Below are 24,498 nucleotides of genomic sequence, written 5' to 3' on the forward strand. Positions count from 1 at the left end.
CTCCTTTTATTTAATGGGTAATAATCTTGCTTAAAAATTGTTGTGCCCGTTCTGTTTTCGGTTGCCGGAAAAACTCCGTTTTATCGTCGTCTTCCACCACTCGACCATCATCCATAAAAATAACTCGATTGGCCACTTCTTTGGCAAAGCCCATTTCATGCGTCACAATTAAAGAAGTCATCGCACTATCCGAGGTGATTTTTTTAATAACTTGTAAAACATCATCAATCATTTCTGGATCTAGAGCCGAAGTGGGTTCATCAAATAATAACAGCTTGGGACGCATTGCCAAAGAACGGGCAATCGCCACCCGCTGCTGTTGTCCTCCGGAAATTTGAGAAGGCATATTGGCAGCTTTGGACTCTAAACCTACCATTTTTAATAGCGACAGCGCCCGTTGGCGATTTTCATCTTCAGGAATATGGCTCACAATCCGTGGCGCCAGCATTACGTTTTCTAAGACAGTTTTATTGGCATATAAATAAAAATGTTGAAACACCATCCCTACATCTGTCCGCAAGCGATTGACATCTGTTTTAGGAGAAGAAAGGTCTTGGTTGTTTACAATTAAACTACCATTCTGAATCGACTCCAGTCCGTTCACCGTTCGCACTAAAGTACTCTTGCCTGATCCAGATGGTCCAATGAGTACAACCGTCTCGCCCTCATCGATCTCCAAATTAATATCTTTCAAAGCATGGAATTGACCATAATATTTTTGAACATCATGGAATTCGATCATCGACATTATTCTCACTCCTTCAAATTAGTATTAGTAACATTTTAAACTTGTCAAAGTAAAATATGCAATAATTATTATCAATCCTTAAGGGTTGGAATCTCAATAGTGATGCTTTTGGCCGATTTTTTTTAATAAAAATCATATTTTTTGCTATTTGATGGGCTAATCCTGGGATAACTATCTTTCTTGAATGGAGAATGTGCTAATTTTTATGTTCAGACTTGCAAATTTGCAGTATACTGGTTATCGTTTGTGAATTAAAGCTGTTCGGAGGTTTGTCAATGGAAGATTTAGACCCACAATCACATAAATTCATTAGCTGGCCGGTAGTAGCTTTAATGGATTTTGTAACGGTCATTGGCTTTGACGATATTATTTATAATTTTCAAAATCAAGGTCTCGCAGTCGTTACTACGTGGATTTTAATGTTATTTGTTTTCGTAGTGCCGTATGAAATGATTGTCGGTCATTTAGGCTCAGTGTTCAGTCACGACGGTGGAGGAATGAGCTCTTGGGTGCGCCACACAAGTGGTAATCTGTGGGGTTATATTTGCGCTTGGACTTATTGGGTGTCCGGCTTGCCTTATATTGTTGATGTCGCTAATTCGATGGTCATTTCCTTTGGCTGGTTAATTTATGGTAATAATTCCTTATCTAATCGGATGAGTAATGCCATGTTTGCTTTATTAACGGCGGTAATTTTTACCATTTTTATTTTTATTGAACACCGTTTAAAAAACTCTCTCCAGATTTTTAGTATTATTGGCGGCGGAGCCATGTTTTTCATGACGATTCTCTATGTAATCATGACTTTTGTTTACTTAGGCCAAGGTGGAACTCCACATACAGAGCCCTTTACTTGGAAAGCCTTTTTACCGCATGTCGATATGAAATATTTAGGTTCTTTTGCCCTGATTATTTTTGCCATGAATGGTTCTGAATTTGCAGCGCCTTACGTTACAGAAATGAAAAATGGTAAACGTGATTTCCCGAAAGCCATGTGGATGTTAGCAATTATGACCGGCTTTTTAACTGTTTTGGGTTCCTTTGCCTTAGGGATCTTTTTCAACGCACATCATTTACCGCATGATCTCAAAATGAATGGTTCTTATTATGCTTTTCAAAAAATGGGTTCTGAATTTGGTTTAGGTCAGTTCTTCTTATATGCTTTTGCTATTACCCAAGCGTTGTACATGATGGCCCAGCTAGCGGTTTTATTAGATGCGGGCACGCGTATGTTTTTATCGGACACTGCCAAAAAATATTTGCCGCGGGCTTTAACTAAGTTGGACGACCGGGGCTTGCCTATTAATGGTTACTGGTTAACCACGGCAATCTGTACTTTTATTATGGTCGCCAGTGCTACTTTGCCGAATATGAATTCCATCTTCAACCAACTGCTCAATTTAAACGGCATTGTTTCCCCTTATACAACCTGTTTTTTGTTTTCTTCTTTTATCCTGGTACGTTTACATGATGACCGTTATCCAAGCGACTTTGTTTATATTAAAAACTCTAAATTAGCAGTGGCCGTCGGGAGTTGGTGCTTTGCGATTACTTTTATCTTCGCTACTTTAGGTATTTGGCCAGTCGATGAAAAGCCGGGTACCTCAACTTTTTATCACGTTTTAATTCTCAATATCCTAGAACCGTTAGTCATGCTGGCTATTGGGGCCATTTTACCGTTAATTGCTAAATATCAACGACAAAAAGCCGCGTCACAGGCTTAAAAATAAAAAAATATCTGTTGCAAACTTGCAGACAGATATTTTTTTATAAGTAATAAGCTCCCAATTTTTATAATTAGTGTATAATAGCGATATTTCTTAACTATTTAATGAATATAAAGTAGCTTAATTAGTAGGAGGCCCTTATGCGAATAAATGTTTTACAACACACTCCTAATGAAGGTCCCGGAGCTATTGCCCAATGGGCTGCACTGCACCATCATTCATTATATATCTATCATCCCTACCAATTTCCCCAAGCACTGCCTTCAATGTATATGACGGATTTTTTAATTTTATTAGGCGGCCCTATGAATCCCCTGGATAATTTTCCCTGGTTGGCTCAAGAGCGCCAATTAATTGCCGCCGCCATAAAACAGCATTGTCCTTTATTAGGAATCTGCTTAGGTGCCCAACAATTAGCCCTCACTTTAGGTGGGCAAGTGCAAAAAGCACCAGTCAAAGAAGTGGGCTGGGGCCAAGTAGTCCGGCAAACCACGCGAATTACCTCTCTACCGGCAAAGTTGGAGGTTTTACATTGGCATGAAGATATGTTTACTTTACCGCCTCAAGCGCAGCTTTTATTTAGTAATCACAATCTGACCAATCAGGGCTTTTTATGGCAAGATTATGTCGTCGGCTTACAATTTCATCTGGAACCCTTGGCGGACAATTTACGAGAAATTGTCGTCAATGACGCTGCTTATATTTCCGGTTCAATCTTTCAACAAAGCGCAGCGGAAATTATACAACATCCTATTCCCCAAATTAATCAAACGGCGCTGTTTGCGATTTTAGACTATTTAACCAGCAACCATTAATCCCAAATGTCAACCTCTTAACCCTTATTCTCACTGTATAGATCGGAGCAATATTAATGACAGACCAAATCCCGGTCTTAATTGGTGGCGTAGACCACTTGCAAACTGATTTTAATTATTCAATGGCTGAACTTCGCAGCCTAGCGCAGGCAGCTGATTTTAAAGTCATTCAACAAGTTCACCAAAGACTGCCACAAGTAAATAATAAAACTTACTTTGGTCCCGGCAAAGTCCAACAAATTCAACACTTGGCAGCCACCCACGCTATTCAAACCGTCATTGTCAATGATGAACTAACTCCTGCGCAACTCCGTAATTTAGAACGCTCCACCCAGCTATATTTCTTGGATCGTACCGAGTTAATTCTGCAAATTTTTCAAAAACGCGCCCATAGTCAGCAAGCGCAATTACAAGTTGCTATTGCTCAATTGCAATACCAACTACCACGAATTCATCCTTCCCAAAATCCCCTGGATCAACAACGTGGCGGACAAGGCATCAATAACCGTGGCGCCGGGGAAAGTCAACTAGAATTAAAACAGCGGCAACTACGACAACGGATAACTCAATTACAAAATAAACTACAACATACCAAACAAGCTTTAACTACGCAAAGTGAGCGCCGTCAACAACAGCATCTACCCCAAGTGGCTTTAGTCGGCTACACGAACGCGGGCAAATCGACCACTTTCAATCAAATTTTGGCCGCAGTACCACATTCCAAAGTTTCACCAGTATTGGTCCAAGATCAATTGTTTGCCACATTAGATACGACCATCCGCAGAATTGATGTACCGCAATTACCTACTTTTTTATTATCGGATACCATTGGCTTCATCAGTCAGTTGCCCACCACATTAATTGCCGCCTTTAGAAGCACTTTGCAAGAAGCTCAAACTGCCGACTTACTAATTCAAGTCATTGACGCTACTCATCCCCAAAAAGAAACGATGATCGCCACCACCCAGCAAATTTTAACGGAACTTGGCATTGCCCAAAAGCCCATGATTTATGCTTATAATAAAGCTGATCAATTGCCGGCTACGGCCATTCCCCAAATTAGTGGGCCCACCATTTATTATTCGGCTTATCAAAAAAAATCTATTCAAGCTTTACTGCATTTAATTGGACAGCAGCTTTTTCGTAATTACCGTTCTTTAAAACTTTTAATTCCCTTTAACGAATATCAAATAATTAGTTATTTAGAACACCAAGTTTTTATTCAAAATCGCTCCTACCACGCCACCGGAATCCTTTATCAAGTTTTAGTCCAGCCTGCAGATCTTCCCCGTTTGCGTCCTTTTATAATCGAAAAAACATAGCAATAATTTTATTTTTAAACTATTTTTGAAATTGTATGAGCATTTTTTAATTGGAACTATTTACTTTTAATTTAGACCATTGTAAACTGGACTCAATATTTTAGGTAGGAGTGGTTTAAAATATGAAGTTAAAACACATTATTGCAGCTAGCGTTTTGACACTGGCAGCTGCAGGCAGTTTAGCAGGTTGTGGCTCGCATAAAGCGGCCGCCCCGCCCAATACGTATCGTATCATGGCAACTGATATTATTGCGACGGCTGATCCTTCCATGAACACAGATGTTATTGGTGCTCAAGCTTTAACCGATACCATGGATGGTTTGTATCGCTATGAGGGTAATACTTTAAAGCCCGCGATGACCACCAAAATCGTCAAACCAAGCGCCGACGGACTTACTTATGTTTTCCCGTTACGTAAAAATGCAAAATGGAGTAATGGTGATCCGGTTACTGCCCAAGATTTTGTGTTCGCATGGCGGCGAACCGTCGATCCGAAGACTAAATCACAATATGCTTATATTTATGAGGGAATTAACAACGCTAAAGATATTACGGCCGGCAAAAAAGATGTGACTGCTTTAGGCGTTAAAGCCCTCGATAAACATACGCTCCAAGTTACTTTAGAAAAACCAATTCCTTATTTTGATAAATTGATGACCCAACCCATGTTTTTCCCTCAAAACCAAAAAGTCGTGGAAAAATGGGGCAAAAAATTTGGCACTCATTCCAAAACTTTAGTTTCTAACGGTCCATATAAATTAGTTAACTGGAATAGCCCGGACAATACTTGGAATGAAGTTAAGAATTCCAAATATTGGAATGCTAAGCAAGTTAAAGTCGAAAAATTACATTACCAAGTCGTGAAAGATCCTTCCACAGCGCTTAACTTATATCAATCGAAAAAATTAGATCGCGTAAAATTAACCGGTGATACTTCTAAGCAAATGAAAGGTTCCAAAGATTACGAAATTCAAAAGCAAAATTCCACCTTTTATTTACTACCCAACATCCAAAAGCAAGAACTCTTTAAAAACCAAAAAATTCGCCAGGCTTTATCTTTAGCAATTAATCGTGATCAATTGACGAAAAAGGTAATTGGTAATGGTACTATTGCTGCTTCTTCTTTCACCCCGAATGATATGTCCTTTGACCCTGATAATAAATCGAAGGACTTTGTAGCAGAGACTAGTGCTACAGGCAAAAAGTATACCCGTTATGACCTACCGGCGGCTAAAAAACTCTGGCGAGAAGGTTTAGCTGAAACTGGTAACACGGGTAAAAACTTCACTTTCACACTTTTAGGCGATGATACCGATAATGCCAAACAGATTACCGAATACGTTCAAAATCAACTAGGTAAATTACCGGGACTCAAAATAACTCTCAACAATGTGCCCTTTAAAAATCGCTTAGCACGATCAGATAGTGGCGACTTTGATTTAGTACTAGGTGCTTGGAATGCCGACTTTGCTGATCCAATCAACTTCTTAACTTTATTTACTTCGGATGCCAGTTATAATTACGGCAAGTGGTCTAATCCACAATATGATGCTGCTGTGGCTAAGAGTTTAAACGAGGATGTGAATAATCCGAGTGCCCGTTGGCAGGATCTCAAGGATGCCCAAAATATTGCCAATGAACAACAAGGTGTTATCCCTCTTTACCAAAATGGTGAAGCATGGCTTACCAATAGCCGGGTCAAGAATTTAGATTATGGTCCTGCAGGTAACTACAATAATGTGTCATTAAGATTGAAGGAATAACATAATTGTCTAACTCAAGCGGAGTTGCCTCAACCCCGCTTTTGTTTTAGTTAATTAAGGAGTCACCACAATGACAAAATACATTTTAAAACGAATTTTTTACATGATTATTACTTTGTTCATTGTTGCCAGTGTAACGTTCTTTATGATGAAATTAATGCCGGGAACTCCCTTTACTAACCAGGAAAAATTGTCTCCGGCACAATTAAAAATCATGAATGAGCAATATGGCTTAAATAAGCCGCTCTGGCAACAATATTTAATTTATCTGGGCAATTTGCTCCATGGGGATTTTGGAACTTCCTTCCAATTTAACAATCAACCGGTGCTCTCTTTAATTATGACTCGCCTTCAACCGTCGTTACTAATTGGTGCGCAAGCCATGATTCTAGGTTCCATCTTAGGCATTTTGCTAGGGGCCGTGGCAGCAATGAATAAAAATAACTGGATTGATAGTTTAGCCACGTTCGTTTCCATTGTTGGTATTTCTGTGCCCAGCTTCGTAGCAGGGGTAATGCTGCAATTTTATTTAGCCTTTAAATGGCATCTTTTCCCGATTGCTCTTTGGAACGGTTGGGAATCCAGTATTTTACCTTCATTAGCTCTGGCCTTTTCGCCGTTGGCACAAACGGCCCGTTTTATGCGCACCGAAATGGTGGATGTCTTAAATAGTGATTACATTGAACTTTCTAAGGCCAAAGGTAATACTCGCTGGCAAACCGTCGTTAAACATACCTTGAGGAACTCTTTGATTCCGGTTATTACTATTTTGGGACCGTTAACGGCTAATATTTTGACTGGTTCTTTAGTTGTGGAAAACATTTTCTCGATTCCGGGAATTGGGGAACAATTTGTCAAATCCATTATGACCAATGATTATCCTACGATTATGGGTTTGACTATCTTCTATTCTTTACTCTTTATGATTATGTTACTAATTACTGATATTTTATACAGTTTGATTGATCCACGAATTCGTCTGACTAGCAAGGAGGGTAACTAACGATGACTGATGTAAAAATTACGGCGGCCAGCTTTCAAAAAGCTCAAAGCGATCAATCAAAAAATCAAGAGAAAATTAGTGCCCCTTCCTTAACCTTCTTTCAAGATGCTGTGCGGCGTTTACGTAAAAATAAAGTAGCAGTAGTTTCCTTCTTTATCTTAGTTTTAATTGCCGTAGTCGCCTTTTGTGCTCCCATTTTAGCTCCGCGGGATCCTAATGCCCAAAATGCCAATTATGCAAACTTGCCGCCTCGGATCGCCAATACTGATATTCCCGGTTTCCGGGGAAAAAGCAAAAATGCTGCGGGTGTTGAAACTAATCCTTATATCACTAATAATGTCCCACATGACCAGACTTATATTTTAGGCACTGATTATCTGGGACGTGATTTATTCTCCCGGATTTTGTATGGTACCCGCTTATCGTTGATTATCGCCGTCGTTGCAACGGTCGTGGATCTGTTAATTGGTCTACCCTATGGGATTATCTCGGGATGGAAAGGCGGCCGCGTCGATACTTTTATGCAGCGGATTATTGAAATTATTTCCTCAGTGCCCAACCTCATTGTTGTTATCTTGTTATTACTGGTTTTAAAGCCGGGACTTTCTTCCATTATTTTAGCTATTGCCTTTAGTAGTTGGGTTACGATGGCACGGTTAATTCGCGCCCAAACTTTACAACTGAAAGAACAGGAATATATTTTGGCCTCTATAACTTTAGGCGAATCGACTTGGAAAATTGCCTGGAAGCACTTAATCCCTAATCTTTCATCAACCATTATTATTCAGACCATGTTTTCTATTCCTACAGCGATTTTCTTTGAAGCCTTTTTAAGTTTTATTGGAATCGGTATTCCCGCTCCTAATGCCTCTTTAGGTACGTTATTATCAGATGGTCAAAAAGCTTTTCGTTTTCTACCTTATCAAATGTGGTATCCAGCAGCGGTGTTATGTATTCTGATGATTGCATTTAACTTATTTGCTGATGGCTTGCGGGACGCATTTGATCCCAAGTCGGATTAGGAGGTTCCTCATGTCACAAAATATTCTAGAAGTCAAAAATTTAAAGATTAATTTTTCCACGTTTGCCGGTACGGTGCAAGCTATTCGTAATGTCAGCTTTGATCTGCGCAAAGGTGAAACCTTAGCCATTGTAGGAGAATCAGGTTCCGGTAAATCTGTTACTACCCGAAGTATTATGGGATTATTGGCGTCCAATGCCCAAATTAAAAGCGGTGAAATTAAATTTAAAGGCCAAGATTTATTAAAAGAGTCCGCCAAAGAAATGGATCATCATCGCGGCAACGATATTTCGATGATTTTTCAAGATCCTATGACCTCCTTGGATCCCACCATGACGATTGGCAAGCAAGTGGCCGAGCCACTTTTGATCCATGGCAAAATTTCCAAAGAAAATGCTCTGAAACGGGCTCAAGAAGTGCTGGAATTAGTGGGTATTCCCAATGCGCGCGCCCGGATGAAAGATTATCCACATCAATTTTCTGGTGGTCAACGCCAACGTATCGTAATTGCGATTGCCATTGTTAATTATCCTGAAATTCTCATCGCTGATGAACCGACAACAGCTTTAGATGTCACTGTGCAAGCTCAGATTATTGATTTAATGCGTGAACTCCAGGAAAAACTGGAAACTTCGATTATTTTTATTACCCACGATTTAGGCGTGGTCGCAGGGATTGCGGATCGCGTAGCCGTAATGTACGCAGGTAAGATTGTTGAATATGGCACGGTCGATGAAATTTTTTACGAGCCGCGGCACCCATATACTTGGGGACTTTTAAGTTCGATGCCCACTTTGGACATCGGCAGTCATAAACTAGCTTCAATTCCCGGAACTCCACCGGATTTATTAGACCCACCCCAAGGTGATGCTTTTGCAGCGCGCAATCCGTATGCTATGAATATTGATTTTCAAGCCCAACCTCCTTTCTTCCAAGTCAGTGAAACCCATTATGCCGCCACCTGGTTATTGCACCCAGATGCGCCCCATGTCGACCCTCCGGCAGCGATCCAACGACGTTTTGCCGAATATCAAAAATTATTACAAGCGGGGCAAGTGGAAAATCCAATTGAAGGGAGCCTGAACGAATGACCCCAACACAACCGTCTAAAATTGTTCAAGTCAAACATCTCAAGCAATACTTTAACGTCGGCAAACCCAACGAAGTCAAGGCTGTCGATGATATCAGCTTTGATATTTATGCTGGTGAAACTTTTGGTTTGGTGGGCGAATCCGGTTCCGGAAAAAGTACCACTGGTCGCAGCATCATTCGCTTGTATAATCCCACGGGCGGACAAATTTTATTTCAAGACCAAGATATCAGTAAAATCAAAAGTCACGGACCCGAAATGTTAAAATTCCGGCGAGAAACGCAAATGATTTTTCAAGACCCGTATGCATCCCTGGATCCACGGATGAAAGTCAAAGATATTATTGCTGAAGGCTTGGATATTCATCATTTGGTGAACAGTGCGGAGCAACGAGAGCAACGAGTTAATGATTTATTAAAAGAAGTCGGTTTAAATCCTGACCATGCCACCCGGTATCCTCATGAATTTTCCGGTGGACAACGACAACGCATTGGCATTGCCCGCGCTTTAGCCGTGGATCCTAAATTTATCATCGCAGATGAACCGATCTCGGCGCTTGATGTTTCTATTCAAGCTCAAGTGGTCAACTTAATGAAAGATATTCAACGCCGCAAGAATTTAACTTATCTATTTATTGCCCATGATTTATCGATGGTCAAATATATTAGTGATCGCATTGCAGTGATGCACCAAGGACGTTTAATGGAAATGGGCCCGGCTGATGAAGTCTACAATCATCCACTACATCCCTACACCAAGAGTTTATTATCAGCGGTTCCCATGCCAGATCCCGAATTAGAACGCAAACGGCAACGTTTGCCCTACGATGCTTCGATTGAAAATAACCATGAACACGAACGCCAATTGCATGAAATAACTCCGGGACATTTTGTTTTTAGCACGGAAGCTGAAGTCCCACAGTATCAGGATGCAGCTGAAGCTCAAGCCATTTCTTAGTTAATACTAATCCCCCGCTTTTTCGGGGGATTTTTTATTTTCAAAATTTACTTTTGTACTCTTGCAATTGCCCCAGCTGACTGTTTAAAGCAGTTAAAGGCTGATCAGATTGTATTGAGAATATTGTTTAAATTTAAGAATTAGTTTATGATAAATTAATGTATGGTTCGCAAAATCCCATTAAAAAACTAAGGTGAATTTTTATGAAACAGAAACAACTTTTCCAAAATTGGACACTTCCGGCCATTGTAGCAGCATTATATGTGGCTTTATCTTTATTATTAGCGCCGTTAAGTTTCAATGCGATTCAGATTCGCTTTGCTGAACTCTTTAATCATCTGGCGGCCTTCAATAAAAGGTATATTTTAGCCATTACATTGGGGTGTTTCATTACTAATTTATTCTCCCCCTTAGGCATGGCAGATTTAATTTTTGGCACTGCCGGCACCTTAATCGGTACTAGCTTAACTTGGTATTTTGGTCATCGAGCTACCCATAAACTGAGCAAGTATTGCATTGCCACGCTCTCTCAATTACCCGGAACTTTTTTAGTCGCTTGGGAATTAAATATCGTCAGTCACGCACCGCTACTGTGGACTTGGTTTACTGTTGCAGTAGGCGAAATGTTATCGATGATTATCGGAGCAATTATTGTCAATCTTTTAACTACCCGAATAGATTTTGTTCATGGAAGGATGAATGTTTAATGACTTTTGATCAGGCTTTACGGCATTTGCAAGCAGGAGCCCATCTGAAGCGGGCCGCTTGGCAAAGTGGCGAAGAATATATTTTTTTAGTCACGCAGCCTACCTACCAGCAAGAACCCGTTAATCCCTATTTTTTGATTCGCACAAAAGAACAACCGGCACTGTCGGTTTTTCAACCCACTGATTGTGATTTATTAGCTACCGATTGGACGATTGTTGCGTGAAAGCCCAATACTTTGACTTAGCACAAAAAAAGGTCCTCATCACCGGCTGTGCCAGCGGTATTGGCCAAGCTCAAAGTCAGGCTTTTTTAGAACAAGGGGCCTTTGTTTGGGGAATTGATCGGAAAGTATGTACAACGACGGCCACTAATTTTCATTTTCGGCAGTTGGATATTACTTCTAGTGGTGCTGTCGAAAAATTATTTGCCACTCTACCTACTTTAGATATCATTTGCAATACTGCTGGTCAACTAGACAATTATCAGGCTAGTCAAGCCACCTCCCGGACTCAATGGGATCAAATCTTGGCAACTAACCTAACCAGCATGTTTACTATTAGTAATGCCGGGTTAAGTCAACCGCGCGCTGCCAATCAGCCGTTAGTTTTTGTGAACATGGCATCTATTGCAGGCTTCATGGCTAGTGGCGGTGGCGCTGCCTATACAGCCAGCAAGCATGCGGTCATTGGTTATACGAAACAATTAAATTGGGATTATGCCTCCCGCCAAGTACGCGCCAATTGCATTGCTCCAGGAGCCGTGCAAACGGGCATGACACAACCAGATTTTCAAGATGCTACAGCCGCTAAAGTAGCGGCGCAGACTTTAATTAAACGCTATGCGCAACCCACAGAAGTTGCCGATTTGACTTTGTTTTTAGCCAGCAACGCCTCGCAATATCTTTATGGCACGGTCGTAGTGATTGATGGTGGTTTTAGTTTAGGTAAAACTATTTAAAAAACGCTGGGAATTAAATCCTAGCGTTTTAATTTTTTTTATTTCCAACATAAGCCCTGTTCATGCAACACGGGTAAAATTTCATTCCGCTGCGCCTGACTGGTGGTCAATTTCTTTTTGATCTGATTAGTAAACGTGTCGACCCGACGATTAGCGTCTCGTAAATCATAATACGTATGCACTACTTGATCGTAATCTTGAAAATTGTTTAAATCAAAAACATCTTGATAATGATTATCGAAAGTCCGCAAAGCTAAGGGCAAACGGGGCTTGAGCTGCGGTTGCTGATCCGGGATGCCCACTTGCAAGCCAATTAAAGGAAAAGTTAACTGGGGCAAATGCAAAGCCTTTATTATGGGGCGAATATCGTTTTGAATACTACCCAAAAAGACACAACCCAAATCCATACTTTCCGCAGCTGTTGCCACACTTTGAACGGCTAACATAGTATCTTCGACGCCTTGAATAAAAACATCCGTCGTATGCAGCTGCCCGACGCCTACCTGCTGTTGTTGTCGTAAACGATAATTACGATATAAGTCCACCACAAAAATAAATAAATCGCCGTTAGATCCCACATATTTTTGCCGACAAACTTCACGAATTGTCGCACGAAGAGCTTCATCCGTGACATGGATCACACTGCATTGCTGTAAAAAAGTGGAAGTCGCCGCTTGTCGTGCTACTTCCATTAGCCGTTGACACTGCTCGGGTGTCAAAGTCACCGGTTTAAACGCCCGAATTGAACGCCGCTGGAGTAATAATTTCTCTGTTTTTGTTGTCATTAATTTACCCTCACTTCTTCTTTTTGGGAGTAGTTGAAGGCCCCTGCGCCTGTAAAGGCGGCATCGCTTGGCGCAAAAAAGCCTGCGCCCAACTACTATCTTTCAGCCAGGAACTAATTTGGCGTTTTTGCAATAATAACGGCATCCGGTTATGAACTGGCGCAACGCTGGCATTAGGCGCCGTGGTTAATAAAATACTGCGCGGCTGCCCATCAAAATACGCATAAAAGCCTGCAATGTAAACTGGTTGTGTCGAGTTAGGATACTTAAAATAAACCTTTTGTTTATCAACAGTCCATTCAAAAAAACCATTTGTCGGATAAACTGCCCGCTGGGTGAGAAAAGCTTGGGCAAAACGCGATTTTTGTAAGACGGTTTCGCTACGCGCATTAATTAGTTTTTGCCCCGCTTTAAACCCAGGCCAACCCCAGGCCATGGCCACAACTTTGATTTGCTGGTCTTGGTCAATCACCAATGCAGTCAGATCATTAGGGAAAACTTCTCCGGTCTTGACCGCAACGCCCTGGGTGGCTGCTAAAGTTTGAATTTTTTTTAATTCTGGATTCGTGGTCGGATCAAACATAAATCGACCGCACATGTTGAGGCCTTCTTTAAGAATTTAGTTTTATCATACTACAAAAGCAAAATATTTGATATTGTGAAATTACCGTTTCATAACATAAATTGGAACTGGGAAAAAGACTTTTCTTTTTCCAGACTAGGTAATAAAATTGTTGAATAATTTTAAGGCAAAGAAGGGCTTACAGTGCAGACAAAACAAAAGAATTATTTTTCATGGTTAATTCAACAACTCAAAGGCTGGCCCCAACAAAATTACTATCTCTTTTGGTTCGCTTTTGGTTGTCAAATTATGACATTAGTCGATCATCCGCTCACCGCTGTTAGTGTGGTCACTTTTATCGGCACTACTTTAGGGGTTTTATGTGTCCTGGCCATTAATGCTACCAAGGCTGTTAATGGTTGGCTAGGCTTATTCAGTGCCGCTTGTTTTATTTACGTTGGCTTCAGCGCGAAAAACTATCTCTCTATTTTTGAACAAGTGGCCTATGTCTTAACGTTAGATCTTCCTGTTTTGTTAAGTGTTCGCACTTGGAATGAAGAGACTAAAAATAATGTCAAAAAATTTCGCAAACAAGAATGGTTGCTTGCCCTTTTGTTCACTGTGACTGTTTGGTTACTGAGCGCTTACTTCATAGGCCAATTAACCAATGATCCGCGGCCTCTTTATGATGGCTTAGCCTTTGCTGTAAGTCTGACAGGGGGCATTGTCTGCTTTTTACGCTATAACAATCAATACTTTTGGTGGTTATTTTCCGGGATTGCCCAATTAGTTCTATGGGCCATTACCTATCATCAAGGCGATGCCAGTTTAGGAATGGCAATTAATTCGAGCATCTATGTCATTAACGATATTTTAGCCTTTACTGTGAGCCCCTGGTTTAATGCTGGTCGTAAACGCTTAGGGCTCAAAAAAATCCAGTAATCATGTGGTCCCAGTTTCCAATAGCTTTTTGCAGGTCAGTTCTAATAATTTATAGAACTGGCTTTTTTATTTAACGTTAAATTCTTGAAAGATCTAACCTTTGCCCTCCGCAAATTGGGGATATAAGGTCATCCCGCCATCAATAAAAATCGTTGCCCCGGTCATATAACTGGATTCTTGTGAAGCTAACCACGCAGCGGCGGCAGCGACTTCTTGCGGATGACCAACGCGTTGCATGGGAATTAACTCCAAGGTCTCTGCTAATTGCTGCGGATCAGTAAATTTAGTTTTATTAATGGGCGTGTCGATCGCTCCAGGAGCAATTGCGTTGACACGAATTTGTTGTTTGGCATATTCGAGGGCAATTGTTTTAGTGAACATTTGTCCGCCGCCTTTGGATACCGCGTAATGCGCAAAACCCGGCCAGGGGATTTTTTCGTGCACGGAAGACACATTAATAATCCGTCCGGGATTTCCCTGTTTAAGATATTGGTTAACGGCCACCATGGAGCCTAAAAACAAACCATTTAAATTGATATCAATGACTCGTTGCCACTGCTTCAGAGTCATTTGATGCGTCGGCGCATAATCTTCCACTCCCGCATTATTAACCCATAAATCTAATTGGCCAAAGCGACGTAAGGTTTGGACTAATAAATTGTCTACATCAGGTTCTTGGGAGACGTCCCCTTGCACCACCAGAGCTTGGCCTTGAGCTTGTTGAATTTTTTGGGCCAGGGCTTGGGCCTGCGTTTTGTCAGTATGATAGTTAATGACAACTTTCATGTGTTCTTGAGCCAAGCGCTCCACAATCGCTGCGCCAATACCACTGGAACCCCCAGTGATAACGGCTACTTGTCCCTTTAAATCAGCATACACGCGTTTCATCTTCCTTTATAATTATTCTTACCTTGAACCATAGCATGAAAACCCTCAAAACACGACGATTTCGCTTTACTCGCATCTGCTTACTAGAACCATCGACTAAAAAAGAGCTACTTTATTTTTCCATAAAGTGTAGCTCTCTATTTTAGTCTCATATTTAAATAAAATTGATTAAACTCATAATAATTGGCACGACGATAATAAATAATGTCGATGTAGAAACCACAATATTGGTAGCAAATTTGACATCACTATGATAAGTATTGGCCAAAATAGGTAGTACCGCTAAGGCCGGAGTTGCTGCTTGAATAATTAACGTTTTTTGAAAAATTGGGGCCATCGACCACCCTAAAGCTGGCAGTCCGAGAAGGATGATGCCAGCCATGATTAACGGAGATACCAAAAAGCGGCCCAATAAGGTCACAACCAGGTTGCCATCAAAGTTCATATTTTTCAACCCAAAACTGCGCAGCATAATTCCAATATAAATTAAAGACAAAGGTGTGACCAAATTACCAATAGAAGTTAAAGTGGTGGTGACAAAAGAAGGCAATTGAGTAACTGCTTGGGGCCACAAAAAGATAAAGGGTAAAGCCACAATAAATCCCCATAATGGTACGGGGATGAGATGATGCCAATCAAAATGAGCCTTTTGATTAGCAGTCGTGGGATCATCGGCGGCAATAATCCACACCCCTACTGTCCAAATGACCACCGTATTCACAATGTAATAAACCAATAGATAAGGAATGGAAGACTGCCCAAATAAGGCAATATTCAGCGGCATCCCAATAAACACTGTGTTGGCACCATTAATGGCCGTTATCATTAATCCGCGCCGGCCCTTGGGTATCTTAAACAGCCGTGTCAGTACCCAAGCTAATAAATACCCTACAAAAACTGATAAGATGGTAAATAATAAACCCACCGATAAAGTACTGAGCTGAGCAGGTTTAAACCGTTCCAGCATAGCCATAAAAATAGAAGCCGGCAAAGCAATATTCATAATCAATTTTGATAGAGCGCCCGAGAATTTTTGATCAAACCAACCTTGACTTTGACAAAAATAACCAACAGCAATCATTAAAACAATTGAAAGTACACTTTGAATTGAGGTCCAAAAAACTGCCATGACTTACTCCTCCAATGTCCCTATGTTTACTTAAAATATAACATTGATAGTTAGTAAAGACACTTAATCTGTTTGAGCTAAGAGCGGTTGGACTAATCGCGCTAACTGCTGTTGGGTTTGCCGCCAATCGTTATTGGGAATAATTGTGGCAATGGATTGGAGCGTCACAGGAACCTGTAAATCCCGCAAAAATTCTTGGCTTTGCAGCCGCTGCTTTAATTGCACAGCATCATCACCACGTTGTTGTAAGCGCTGTGTCAATACGGGCACATCTGCCACAATAAACCAAAATAAAACACGCTGCCCTAATCGTTCATAATATTTTTGAGCACCGGCAGGATCTAAAATAATACTCGCCACATTAGCGTGCCGCCAAGCTTGTTGTAAACCTTGGATCGAAGAGCCATAACGATACCCGGCATAACTGACTTGTTCAATTAAATCCTGCTGGGCAAAGCTCGCTGGAGTTTCAAAATAATAATCCACCCCATTTTTTTCTTGACTCCGGGGTGGCCGCGTGGTATGAGTGATGATCGCAGGAATGTGATAGGCCGCCGCTAAGTAATGACTGATTGTGGTTTTCCCGACACCGCTGGTTCCTGTTAAAACAATAATCTTTTTCATCCCAACCTACCTATATTAATTGTCAAATCAATTTTTTTATCATATTATAGTAAGAGTTTTCAGCCAAAGGAGAAGAGACTATGAAAATTGCTAATATCAAAGTAGGCGACAAATTACAAGGACATGCTGATGAAGATATGGAACACCCATTCGTAGGAACTGTGGAAAAAATTTATACCAATTCCGTATTAATTGACATCACCGATTATGATCAACGTGATGCTGATAATGTCACGGAATTAAATCACAAAATCGTGGTAGCCGCCAAATCACTCAAGAAAGTGGCAGCCAAATAGCAATTACCTCGACTAATGCCTAGTCGTTGATGCAAGTATTATTTTAAAATTTGCACAAAAGTACTCGACGGAACTCGAATAATCGAATAATCTGTAGCAATTGCTCCCGCATGAAAACCTAAACCGTTGCGCCAAGTATTCCGGTAATGAGCAACCATTGTCAACACATAAGCAGATTGATAATGTTGATCATATTTGGCCGTGTCCGGCCAAGGATAGTTTTTGGCATTGAGCCCAATGGGTTGGCGACCATCAGAGATAGAAGCATTATTGCCCGGCACGCTCACTTTGGCCCCTTTGACCCAATAAGTATAATACTGCATGGTGTTTTTACTGGGAGCTTGCTTAGCTTGTACGTAAAAACCTTGTGCTTTTTGAGTCTGCATAACCAGCGGGTGAACTTCATAAGTTAACCGGATTTGCTGCGGATTTTTGAGATCAACTTTATTTAAAAAAGTTAAATAAAACATCAGACAACTGATTATTAAAATCAAACCCACTTCGAAAACATCAATCACCGCATTTACGGCCGAATGATGTTTTTTTTGCACTATAATCATTTTTAAATGACGGTGGCGAATATTGATCACTGTCAAAATAATAGCCACCACAATCATAATCCAAACTATTAATCCTAAAAAATTCCACTTCCATTGCATCCTTGTCCACCCCAGGTTTTTATGTTTTACTTGTGTTTAATATTATATATCAATTACGCTGGAAACTCATGGATTTCAGAAGCTAACTCTGCTTGATTTTTCCATTCCTTTTTGCTAGGTTACCTCAAGTTAAAAAAAATAAAAGCGCGCAAAAGACTGATGGCATGAGCATCGCACGACCACATGATGATGTATGTCTCAATAATTCAGATACAATATATTGTATTTTGGAATAAGAGCCCCTATAATTAAAACCAGTCCAAAGAAGGGGGAATTTTCCATGAATCAATCAGTCGTTATTTATACCAAAAATGGTTGCATGCAATGTCGGATGACCAAAAAGTTTTTGCAGGCCCATCATGTTAATTTTGAAGAACATAATATTAATCAACATCCTGAATATCTTAGTTATTTAAAAAATCAAGGCTTTCAAAGCCTACCAGTAGTGCTGACCAATAATCAAGCGGCAATTATCGGTTTTCGGCCTGATCAACTGCAAGAGGTGATTGCCAAATGACCAGACTGGCCTTTTATTCCATTACCGGACAAACCCGTCGGTTTATTAATAAAGTTGGCTTTCCCGCTTATGAAATTAGTGATGCTGATCCCTATCATGCCATGACTGAGCCTTATATCTTAGTCGTACCCGCTTATGATGACGACATGATGGATTCCGTCATCGACTTTTTAGGATATCAAAACAATGCCCAAAAACTCCAAGGTGTCGCTGGGGGCGGCAATCGGAACTTTAATCAGCTTTATATTCACACTGCCAAAGATATTGCGAGTGGTCTAGGGGTTCCTGTAGTTTTTGACTTTGAGTTTAATGGCACGGATGCAGATGTAAAAAAATTTCGGAAAGTAGTGGCCCAGATTGAGTCTAAACAACATTGATATTAGTCAAGTTAGTTATTTTAAATTAAATAATGAATTAAATATTCCCATTAACGGTCAAATTCCGTTAGCTAAAGATAAACAAGCTCTTGCCGCTTTTTTCCGGGAAAATGTACAACCGAATACTAAAATTGCACCTTCTTTAAGCGAGCATCTGAAATTTTTAGTCGACCATGATTATTTAGAAGCGGATTTTTTAGAACAATACGAACCCCAGTTTATTGAAGACCTGTATCAGTATTTATTAGATCAGCATTTTGAATTTAAATCTTTCATGGCGGCCTACAAGTTTTACAATCAATATGCGCTGAAAACGAATGATGGTGCTTATTATCTCGAAAATTACGAGCTGCGGGTATTATTTAATGCGCTCTATTTTGCCGGTGGCGATGAGCAACTAGCCCAACAGTTGGCAGCCGAAATGATTCATCAACGTTATCAACCCGCCACCCCTTCCTTTTTAAATGCCGGTAAAAAACGGCGTGGCGAATTTGTTTCCTGCTTTTTACTGCAAATTACTGATGACATGAATTCCATTGGGCGCGCGATTAACAGTGCCTTACAACTCTCCCGCATTGGCGGTGGCGTGGGTTTGACCTTATCTAATTTACGGGAATCCGGATCGCCAATTAAAGGCGTGGCGAATGCTTCTAGTGGCGTTTTACCCGTGATGAAATTACTAGAAGATAGTTTCAGTTATAGTAACCAATTAGGCCAACGCCAAGGAGCAGGGGCTGTCTATCTCAATGTTTTTCATCCGGATATTTTAGACTTTTTATCTGCGAAAAAAGAAAATGCTGATGAAAAGATCCGCGTTAAAACTCTGTCCCTAGGAGTCATCGTACCGGATAAATTCTATCAATTAGTACGTGATAATCAGACAATGTATTGTTTTAGTCCTTATGACGTAGAACGGGAATACCACCGTCCTTTTTCCTATGTGGATATTACCCAAGAATACGATCATTTAGTGGCTAATCCCCGCATTCATAAATATCCCCTGGCAGCACGGGAATTAGAATTAGAAATTAGTAAATTACAACAAGAATCCGGCTACCCGTATATTTTAAACATCGATACGGTCAATCGCACTAATCCGATTGCCGGCCGTGTTATCATGAGCAACTTATGTACCGAAATACTCCAAGTACAAACACCTTCGCTTTTAAATGACGCTCAAGAATATTTACAGTTGGGTACTGATGTCAGCTGCAACTTAGGCTCGACTAATATTCCTAATTTAATGCACAGTCCGGATTTTGGTCAATCTGTTCGGGCAATGACACGGGCGTTAACGTACGTTTCTGATCATTCCCATATTAATGCGGTTGCCTCCATTAAGCATGGCAATGAAATGAGCCATGCCATTGGCTTAGGAGCCATGGGACTGCATACGTATTTAGCCCTGAATCATTTGCGCTATGGTTCTCCAGAAGCGCTGGAATTTGTCAGTGTCTATTTTATGTTATTAAATTATTGGACCTTGGTGGAAAGTAACCACATTGCTCAAGAGCGGCAAGAGACCTTCGCCAATTTTGAACAATCAGCTTATGCCGATGGCAGTTATTTCCAACCATATTTGGAACAAGATTTTCGTCCCCACTCTGCTAAAGTCCAACAGCTGTTTGAACATATTTTTATTCCCACTAAAGCTGATTGGCAAGAACTGCAGCAAAAAGTGCAACAAGATGGATTATATAATGCCTATCGGCTAGCCGTGGCTCCTACAGGATCAATTTCTTATATTAATGATACCAGCGCCAGTTTGCAGCCTATTACATGGCTTGTGGAAGAACGTCAAGAAAAGAAAAATGGCAAGATTTATTTTCCGGCGCCGCACATGAACAATGACACAATTCCGTATTATCAATCTGCCTACGATACGGACATGCGTAAAGTGATTGATACTTACGCCGCCGCTCAAAAGCACGTTGATCAAGGGATGAGTTTGACTTTATTTGTCCGTTCAACTATTCCGGAAGGTCTTTATGAGTGGAAAACTCCGGACGAAGAAAACAAGCAGACTACGCGTGATTTAACTATTTTGCGCAATTATGCTTATTATAAGGGAATCAAATCTTTATATTATGTCCGGACCTTTACGGATGATACTGATGAAATAGGTGTCAATGAATGCGAAAGTTGCAGTATTTAAATACTTGGCTCTAAGCCTTCGATAAGCTGTCAAAGAGGAGTTTAATTCATGGTAGAAACTTATTACGAAGCAATAAATTGGAATCAAATTGAGGATCAGGTCGATAAAGCCACCTGGGAGAAATTAACCGAACAATTTTGGTTAGATACACGTATCCCGCTCTCCAATGATCGTGATGATTGGCGGCAACTCAGTCCCGTCGAACATGATCTCGTGGGACATGTGTTTGGGGGCTTAACTTTATTAGATACTCTGCAATCACAAGATGGCATGGATCAATTGCGCAACGATGTCCGCACTCCAAAAGAATTGGCCGTTTTTAACAACATTCAATTTATGGAATCTGTACATGCCAAAAGTTATTCCTCTATCTTTAGTACATTGAATACTGCGGAAGAAATCACCGAAATTTTTGATTGGACCAATCATAACCAATATCTCCAACATAAAGCCGAAGTGATTAATAATATTTATCAAACCGGCCAACCATTGGAGAAAAAAGTTGCTTCTGTATTTTTAGAGACTTTCTTATTTTATTCTGGTTTTTACACGCCATTATATTATTTAGGCAATAATAAATTAATTAACGTGGCGGAAATTATTAAATTAATTATTCGTGACGAATCAGTCCACGGAACTTACATTGGTTATAAGTTCCAATTAGGCTTTAATGAATTATCCAAACCGGAACAAGACAAATTACGGGACTGGATGTATGACTTGTTATATAGCTTATACGATAATGAGGAACAATATACCAAGTTGCTCTATGATGAAATTGGTTGGACTGATGAGGTAAACAAATTTTTACGCTATAATGCCAACAAGGCTTTAATGAACCTCGGACAAAATCCGCTGTTCCCTGATGGCGTGGCTGAGGAAGTCAATCCTATTGTTATGAATGGGATTTCTACCGGTACTAGTAACCATGACTTTTTCTCGCAAGTTGGTAATGGTTATTTATTGGGGAAAGTCGCCGCAATGAAAGATACTGACTATGATATTGGCCGCCCACAGTCAGACTAAAGACAATTGTTTTAATCTAGCATCTTTTTCAAAAACTAACTAGCTCAGGACACAAAAGCCCGGCGGGTTAGTTTTTTTGTACCCTGCCCCAGCAAGAGACTACAATTTTTAACTCGATTGCCAGCCATAGTGTTGCTGATCTATTTGCGTTTTTCGCATTTGCGAAACATAGGGATTATGTGCAACAAAAAAGCGTAAAGGTTTTTGCGTCCAATTACCGCGCGCACTCACATTAATGCGGGGACTTTGAGCAATTTGTTGCGGTTGTTGCAAGCGCTGCTGGGAAATAGTTAATGGCACTTCGCCTAACAATTTCAAATTCATCGCCAAGGAAGTAATCCCTAAAGCCTGCGTCAATTTGGCGGGACCATTGGTTAACTCAAAGCCCGTTTTGCGACGACGAGCTTGCATTAACTCTAAGCCTTGGGTCGGTTCTAACCCCCGAATTAAAATTCCCTGCGGTTCATCGGCTGCTTGAGTCGCGATATCTAACATATAGTGACCACGTAACGAATAAATATAAATTGTACCCGGTGGCCCATATAAAGCTTCATTCGCTGGCGAACGGCGCCCCCGATATGCATGGGCCGTTGAATCCAAAACTCCTAAGTAGGCTTCAGCTTCCACAATTAAGCCTGCGACTGTTCCGGCAGGGGATTGATAAACTAGCTCATGGCCTAATAAATTGCGCGTAATTGCTTTTGTACTTCCTTGTTCAAAAAAATGATTATCCAGCATAGCAATTCCTTTCAGATGTTATAATACTGACGAGGTGGTACTGTTGAAAATTCAAACAATCCGCATCTATCAACATTCTCAGCCGCAGGGCTATCGGATTTTAGTGGATCGCTTATGGCCGCGGGGGATTTCTAAAATTCAAGCTCATTTGGACTACTGGGCCAAAGATCTGGCGCCTTCACCGGCCTTAAGACGCTGGTTTAATCATGATCCCGAAAAATTTGAAACCTTTCAAATCCGCTATCAATCTGAGCTGCAGCAAAACCCGGCCCAAAAGGCTTTTGTGGATTTAGTGCAACAACAATTAGCGCAGCAAGATGTGCTTTTATTATATGCTGCCAAGGATACTCAGCATAATCAGGCGCTAGTTTTACAACATTTTTTGCAGGCGGCGTTAATCTAAACTAACTGGCCAGATTTTTATCCTAATCCTAGCGCGATACGATCACGAGCCCACTTAACAATTAGTGACGAATCCAGTATCCACCGACCATAGCCACCACTAAAATAATAAGTACCGTGGTCGTAATGTATACATATAATTGGTCGTGTTCTTTCCAAAATGCATAAATAGAAACCACAACCCGTAAGACTGGGGTTAAAATTAATAAAAATATTCCTAACATCATGACTGCATAAGGTTTAAGAGTTAATAAGCCTTGATAAATCGCCGCAGGCGAACTGGGAAAGCGATTATGTGGATAACCGCCACTTTGTTGCCATAAAAAAAGTATTAACCCTAAGAGCATCACCGTCACAGAGATGACGACACCAATTCGTAAAATTTTCCCAATTACCAGTTCAATTGTCTTCATTTCTTTGGATTTCATTAAATATTCACCCCAAATCCTTTCAAGAACATTTGCACCCCTAGATACAATAAAATGGGAATGAAAATTAACCGGATCACTTTCGGCTGTAAATGCTGCATGATGCGGCTGCCCAAAGTGGCTCCAAATACCACGCCTACTGCCAGCGGTACTGCAATCTGTGGTAAAATCGTGCCATTAAAAAAATAGACTGTAGCACTGGCCGCAGCTGTGACGCCCATCATTAAATTACTGGTAGCACTAGAAGGCTTTAAGGGCATTTGCATAATGTTATCCATGGCAATCACTTTAAAGGCGCCGCTACCAATTCCTAAAAGGCCACTGGCTAAACCTGCCACCAACATCATTAAAAATCCGCCTGGTACATTGCGTACTTGATAAGAAATGTCACGGTGAAGAGCTTTATCATAATAATTGCCATTTAAGCGCAATTTAGTAGCCAAATAATCGGATTGGACATCTGGCAGTGCTTGTTGACCAGCGGTTGGACGCAACTTTTTAATCATTTTCCAACTAGAATTGAGCACTAGTAAACTAAACAGAATATATAAGATACTTTTGGGGATTACCCCATTTAAAGCTGCCCCTGCTACAGCCCCCAAAGTGGTTGCAATTTCTAAAAACATCGCGACGCGTAAATTCAGCATCTCATCTTTTAAAAAGGCAATGGTCGCGCCCGAACTGGTAGCAATGACGACAATAATTCCGGCTCCAATGGCATATTTAATATCCAATCCTAAAGCAATCGTCAAAATCGGCGTCACTAACATACCCCCACCAATTCCTAAAATGGCGCCCATAGTTCCCGCAAAAAGTCCAATTATCAGCATCAATAATAAGTTTGTTGTCACTGTCATAA

At 40.7% G+C, this 24,498-nt stretch carries 28 protein-coding genes; 18 read left to right on the forward strand and 10 right to left on the reverse strand.

Annotated elements, in window-relative coordinates; genetic code table 11:
• Positions 1 to 10: 10 nt before the first annotated feature.
• Complete coding sequence (locus tag JG30_RS07070) at positions 11 to 748, reverse strand: amino acid ABC transporter ATP-binding protein (protein ID WP_046317610.1); 738 nt, start codon at positions 746 to 748, stop codon at positions 11 to 13.
• Positions 749 to 1,023: 275 nt separating this feature from the next.
• On the opposite strand from JG30_RS07070, the gene JG30_RS07075 reads away from it, so the two are divergent.
• From JG30_RS07075 to JG30_RS07125, 11 genes are all read left to right on the forward strand, one after another.
• Positions 1,024 to 2,472: an APC family permease gene (locus JG30_RS07075; RefSeq protein WP_046317611.1), complete on the forward strand. Its 1,449-nt coding sequence runs from the start codon at positions 1,024 to 1,026 to the stop codon at positions 2,470 to 2,472.
• Between the two features lie 143 nt (positions 2,473 to 2,615).
• Positions 2,616 to 3,290 carry a type 1 glutamine amidotransferase gene (locus JG30_RS07080; protein WP_046317614.1) on the forward strand — a complete coding sequence of 225 codons (675 nt, stop codon included), beginning with the start codon at positions 2,616 to 2,618 and terminating at the stop codon, positions 3,288 to 3,290.
• 56 nt (positions 3,291 to 3,346) lie between these two features.
• The gene (hflX, locus tag JG30_RS07085) at positions 3,347 to 4,612 is read left to right on the forward strand and encodes a GTPase HflX (protein WP_046317616.1); all 1,266 of its coding nucleotides are present in this window, start codon (positions 3,347 to 3,349) and stop codon (positions 4,610 to 4,612) included.
• Between the two features lie 122 nt (positions 4,613 to 4,734).
• Complete coding sequence (locus JG30_RS07090) at positions 4,735 to 6,375, forward strand: peptide ABC transporter substrate-binding protein (RefSeq protein WP_046317618.1); 1,641 nt, start codon at positions 4,735 to 4,737, stop codon at positions 6,373 to 6,375.
• 70 nt (positions 6,376 to 6,445) lie between these two features.
• Complete coding sequence (gene opp3b, locus JG30_RS07095; RefSeq protein ID WP_046317620.1) at positions 6,446 to 7,378, forward strand: oligopeptide ABC transporter permease; 933 nt, start codon at positions 6,446 to 6,448, stop codon at positions 7,376 to 7,378.
• A 2-nt stretch (positions 7,379 to 7,380) separates the two neighbouring features.
• Positions 7,381 to 8,400: an ABC transporter permease gene (locus JG30_RS07100; protein ID WP_046317622.1), complete on the forward strand. Its 1,020-nt coding sequence runs from the start codon at positions 7,381 to 7,383 to the stop codon at positions 8,398 to 8,400.
• Between the two features lie 10 nt (positions 8,401 to 8,410).
• Positions 8,411 to 9,490, forward strand: a complete 1,080-nt coding sequence (locus tag JG30_RS07105) for an ABC transporter ATP-binding protein (protein WP_046317624.1) — start codon at positions 8,411 to 8,413, stop codon at positions 9,488 to 9,490.
• The gene (locus JG30_RS07110) at positions 9,487 to 10,446 is read left to right on the forward strand and encodes an ABC transporter ATP-binding protein (RefSeq protein ID WP_046317626.1); all 960 of its coding nucleotides are present in this window, start codon (positions 9,487 to 9,489) and stop codon (positions 10,444 to 10,446) included. The genes JG30_RS07105 and JG30_RS07110 overlap by 4 nt, the downstream gene beginning before the upstream one ends.
• 203 nt (positions 10,447 to 10,649) lie before the next feature.
• Positions 10,650 to 11,153, forward strand: coding sequence for a QueT transporter family protein (locus JG30_RS07115; RefSeq protein WP_046317628.1), 504 nt, complete (start codon positions 10,650 to 10,652; stop codon positions 11,151 to 11,153).
• The gene (locus tag JG30_RS07120; protein WP_046317629.1) at positions 11,153 to 11,377 is read left to right on the forward strand and encodes a DUF2829 domain-containing protein; all 225 of its coding nucleotides are present in this window, start codon (positions 11,153 to 11,155) and stop codon (positions 11,375 to 11,377) included. The genes JG30_RS07115 and JG30_RS07120 overlap by 1 nt, the downstream gene beginning before the upstream one ends.
• The gene (locus JG30_RS07125; protein ID WP_046317632.1) at positions 11,374 to 12,111 is read left to right on the forward strand and encodes a 3-oxoacyl-ACP reductase; all 738 of its coding nucleotides are present in this window, start codon (positions 11,374 to 11,376) and stop codon (positions 12,109 to 12,111) included. Before JG30_RS07120 ends, JG30_RS07125 begins: the two co-directional genes overlap by 4 nt.
• A 38-nt stretch (positions 12,112 to 12,149) precedes the next feature.
• On the opposite strand, the gene JG30_RS07130 is transcribed toward JG30_RS07125, so the two are convergent.
• Together JG30_RS07130 and JG30_RS07135 are read right to left on the reverse strand one after the other, a co-directional pair.
• Positions 12,150 to 12,896 (reverse strand): NADPH-dependent oxidoreductase, encoded by a 747-nt coding sequence (locus JG30_RS07130; protein ID WP_046317634.1) that lies wholly within the window; start codon positions 12,894 to 12,896, stop codon positions 12,150 to 12,152.
• A 10-nt stretch (positions 12,897 to 12,906) separates the two neighbouring features.
• Positions 12,907 to 13,494, reverse strand: coding sequence for an SOS response-associated peptidase (locus JG30_RS07135; protein ID WP_046317635.1), 588 nt, complete (start codon positions 13,492 to 13,494; stop codon positions 12,907 to 12,909).
• Between the two features lie 168 nt (positions 13,495 to 13,662).
• On the opposite strand from JG30_RS07135, the gene pnuC reads away from it, so the two are divergent.
• Positions 13,663 to 14,400, forward strand: coding sequence for a nicotinamide riboside transporter PnuC (gene pnuC, locus JG30_RS07140; RefSeq protein WP_046317636.1), 738 nt, complete (start codon positions 13,663 to 13,665; stop codon positions 14,398 to 14,400).
• A 93-nt stretch (positions 14,401 to 14,493) separates the two neighbouring features.
• Here pnuC and JG30_RS07145 read toward each other — a convergent pair whose 3' ends face one another.
• The 3 genes from JG30_RS07145 to JG30_RS07155 all read right to left on the reverse strand — a co-directional run bounded on the left by JG30_RS07145 (position 14,494) and on the right by JG30_RS07155 (position 17,041).
• A complete protein-coding gene (locus JG30_RS07145) occupies positions 14,494 to 15,279 on the reverse strand; it encodes a glucose 1-dehydrogenase (RefSeq protein ID WP_046317639.1) in 786 nt (261 codons plus the stop codon).
• Between the two features lie 163 nt (positions 15,280 to 15,442).
• On the reverse strand, positions 15,443 to 16,417 hold the full coding sequence (locus JG30_RS07150) for an AEC family transporter (RefSeq protein WP_046317643.1): 975 nt from the start codon (positions 16,415 to 16,417) through the stop codon (positions 15,443 to 15,445).
• Between the two features lie 63 nt (positions 16,418 to 16,480).
• Positions 16,481 to 17,041 carry an AAA family ATPase gene (locus JG30_RS07155; protein ID WP_046317645.1) on the reverse strand — a complete coding sequence of 187 codons (561 nt, stop codon included), beginning with the start codon at positions 17,039 to 17,041 and terminating at the stop codon, positions 16,481 to 16,483.
• Positions 17,042 to 17,121: 80 nt separating this feature from the next.
• Between JG30_RS07155 and JG30_RS07160 the strand changes: the two genes are divergently transcribed.
• Positions 17,122 to 17,337, forward strand: a complete 216-nt coding sequence (locus JG30_RS07160) for a DUF2187 family protein (RefSeq protein ID WP_046317647.1) — start codon at positions 17,122 to 17,124, stop codon at positions 17,335 to 17,337.
• 38 nt (positions 17,338 to 17,375) lie between these two features.
• Here the strand turns inward: JG30_RS07160 and JG30_RS07165 are convergent, their stop codons facing one another.
• Positions 17,376 to 17,996, reverse strand: a complete 621-nt coding sequence (locus JG30_RS07165; RefSeq protein WP_046317648.1) for an LVIS_2131 family protein — start codon at positions 17,994 to 17,996, stop codon at positions 17,376 to 17,378.
• Positions 17,997 to 18,276: 280 nt separating this feature from the next.
• Here JG30_RS07165 and nrdH point away from each other — a divergent pair, with 280 nt between their 5' ends.
• The 4 genes from nrdH to nrdF are packed head-to-tail and all read left to right on the forward strand — an operon-like array spanning position 18,277 to position 22,071.
• Positions 18,277 to 18,513, forward strand: a complete 237-nt coding sequence (nrdH, locus tag JG30_RS07170) for a glutaredoxin-like protein NrdH (RefSeq protein WP_046317650.1) — start codon at positions 18,277 to 18,279, stop codon at positions 18,511 to 18,513.
• Positions 18,510 to 18,890, forward strand: a complete 381-nt coding sequence (gene nrdI / locus JG30_RS07175; RefSeq protein WP_046317652.1) for a class Ib ribonucleoside-diphosphate reductase assembly flavoprotein NrdI — start codon at positions 18,510 to 18,512, stop codon at positions 18,888 to 18,890. The genes nrdH and nrdI overlap by 4 nt, the downstream gene beginning before the upstream one ends.
• A complete protein-coding gene (nrdE, locus tag JG30_RS07180) occupies positions 18,871 to 21,045 on the forward strand; it encodes a class 1b ribonucleoside-diphosphate reductase subunit alpha (protein WP_046317654.1) in 2,175 nt (724 codons plus the stop codon). Before nrdI ends, nrdE begins: the two co-directional genes overlap by 20 nt.
• A gap of 48 nt (positions 21,046 to 21,093) precedes the next feature.
• Positions 21,094 to 22,071: a class 1b ribonucleoside-diphosphate reductase subunit beta gene (nrdF, locus tag JG30_RS07185; protein WP_046317656.1), complete on the forward strand. Its 978-nt coding sequence runs from the start codon at positions 21,094 to 21,096 to the stop codon at positions 22,069 to 22,071.
• Positions 22,072 to 22,179: 108 nt separating this feature from the next.
• On the opposite strand, the gene JG30_RS07190 is transcribed toward nrdF, so the two are convergent.
• Entirely contained in the window at positions 22,180 to 22,809 is a 630-nt protein-coding gene (locus JG30_RS07190; RefSeq protein ID WP_046317658.1) for a DNA-3-methyladenine glycosylase, read from the reverse strand.
• Positions 22,810 to 22,849: 40 nt separating this feature from the next.
• Between JG30_RS07190 and JG30_RS07195 the strand changes: the two genes are divergently transcribed.
• Positions 22,850 to 23,212 carry a DUF488 domain-containing protein gene (locus JG30_RS07195; protein WP_046317977.1) on the forward strand — a complete coding sequence of 121 codons (363 nt, stop codon included), beginning with the start codon at positions 22,850 to 22,852 and terminating at the stop codon, positions 23,210 to 23,212.
• A gap of 61 nt (positions 23,213 to 23,273) precedes the next feature.
• Here the strand turns inward: JG30_RS07195 and JG30_RS07200 are convergent, their stop codons facing one another.
• Together JG30_RS07200 and JG30_RS07205 are read right to left on the reverse strand one after the other, a co-directional pair.
• Positions 23,274 to 23,639, reverse strand: coding sequence for a DUF1634 domain-containing protein (locus JG30_RS07200; protein WP_046317659.1), 366 nt, complete (start codon positions 23,637 to 23,639; stop codon positions 23,274 to 23,276).
• The gene (locus tag JG30_RS07205) at positions 23,639 to 24,490 is read right to left on the reverse strand and encodes a sulfite exporter TauE/SafE family protein (protein WP_046317979.1); all 852 of its coding nucleotides are present in this window, start codon (positions 24,488 to 24,490) and stop codon (positions 23,639 to 23,641) included. The genes JG30_RS07200 and JG30_RS07205 overlap by 1 nt, the downstream gene beginning before the upstream one ends.
• Positions 24,491 to 24,498: the final 8 nt, after the last annotated feature.

Origin of the sequence: Bombilactobacillus mellifer, assembly GCF_000970795.1 — a bacterium.
GTDB classification, from domain to species: Bacteria; Bacillota; Bacilli; order Lactobacillales; family Lactobacillaceae; genus Bombilactobacillus; species Bombilactobacillus mellifer.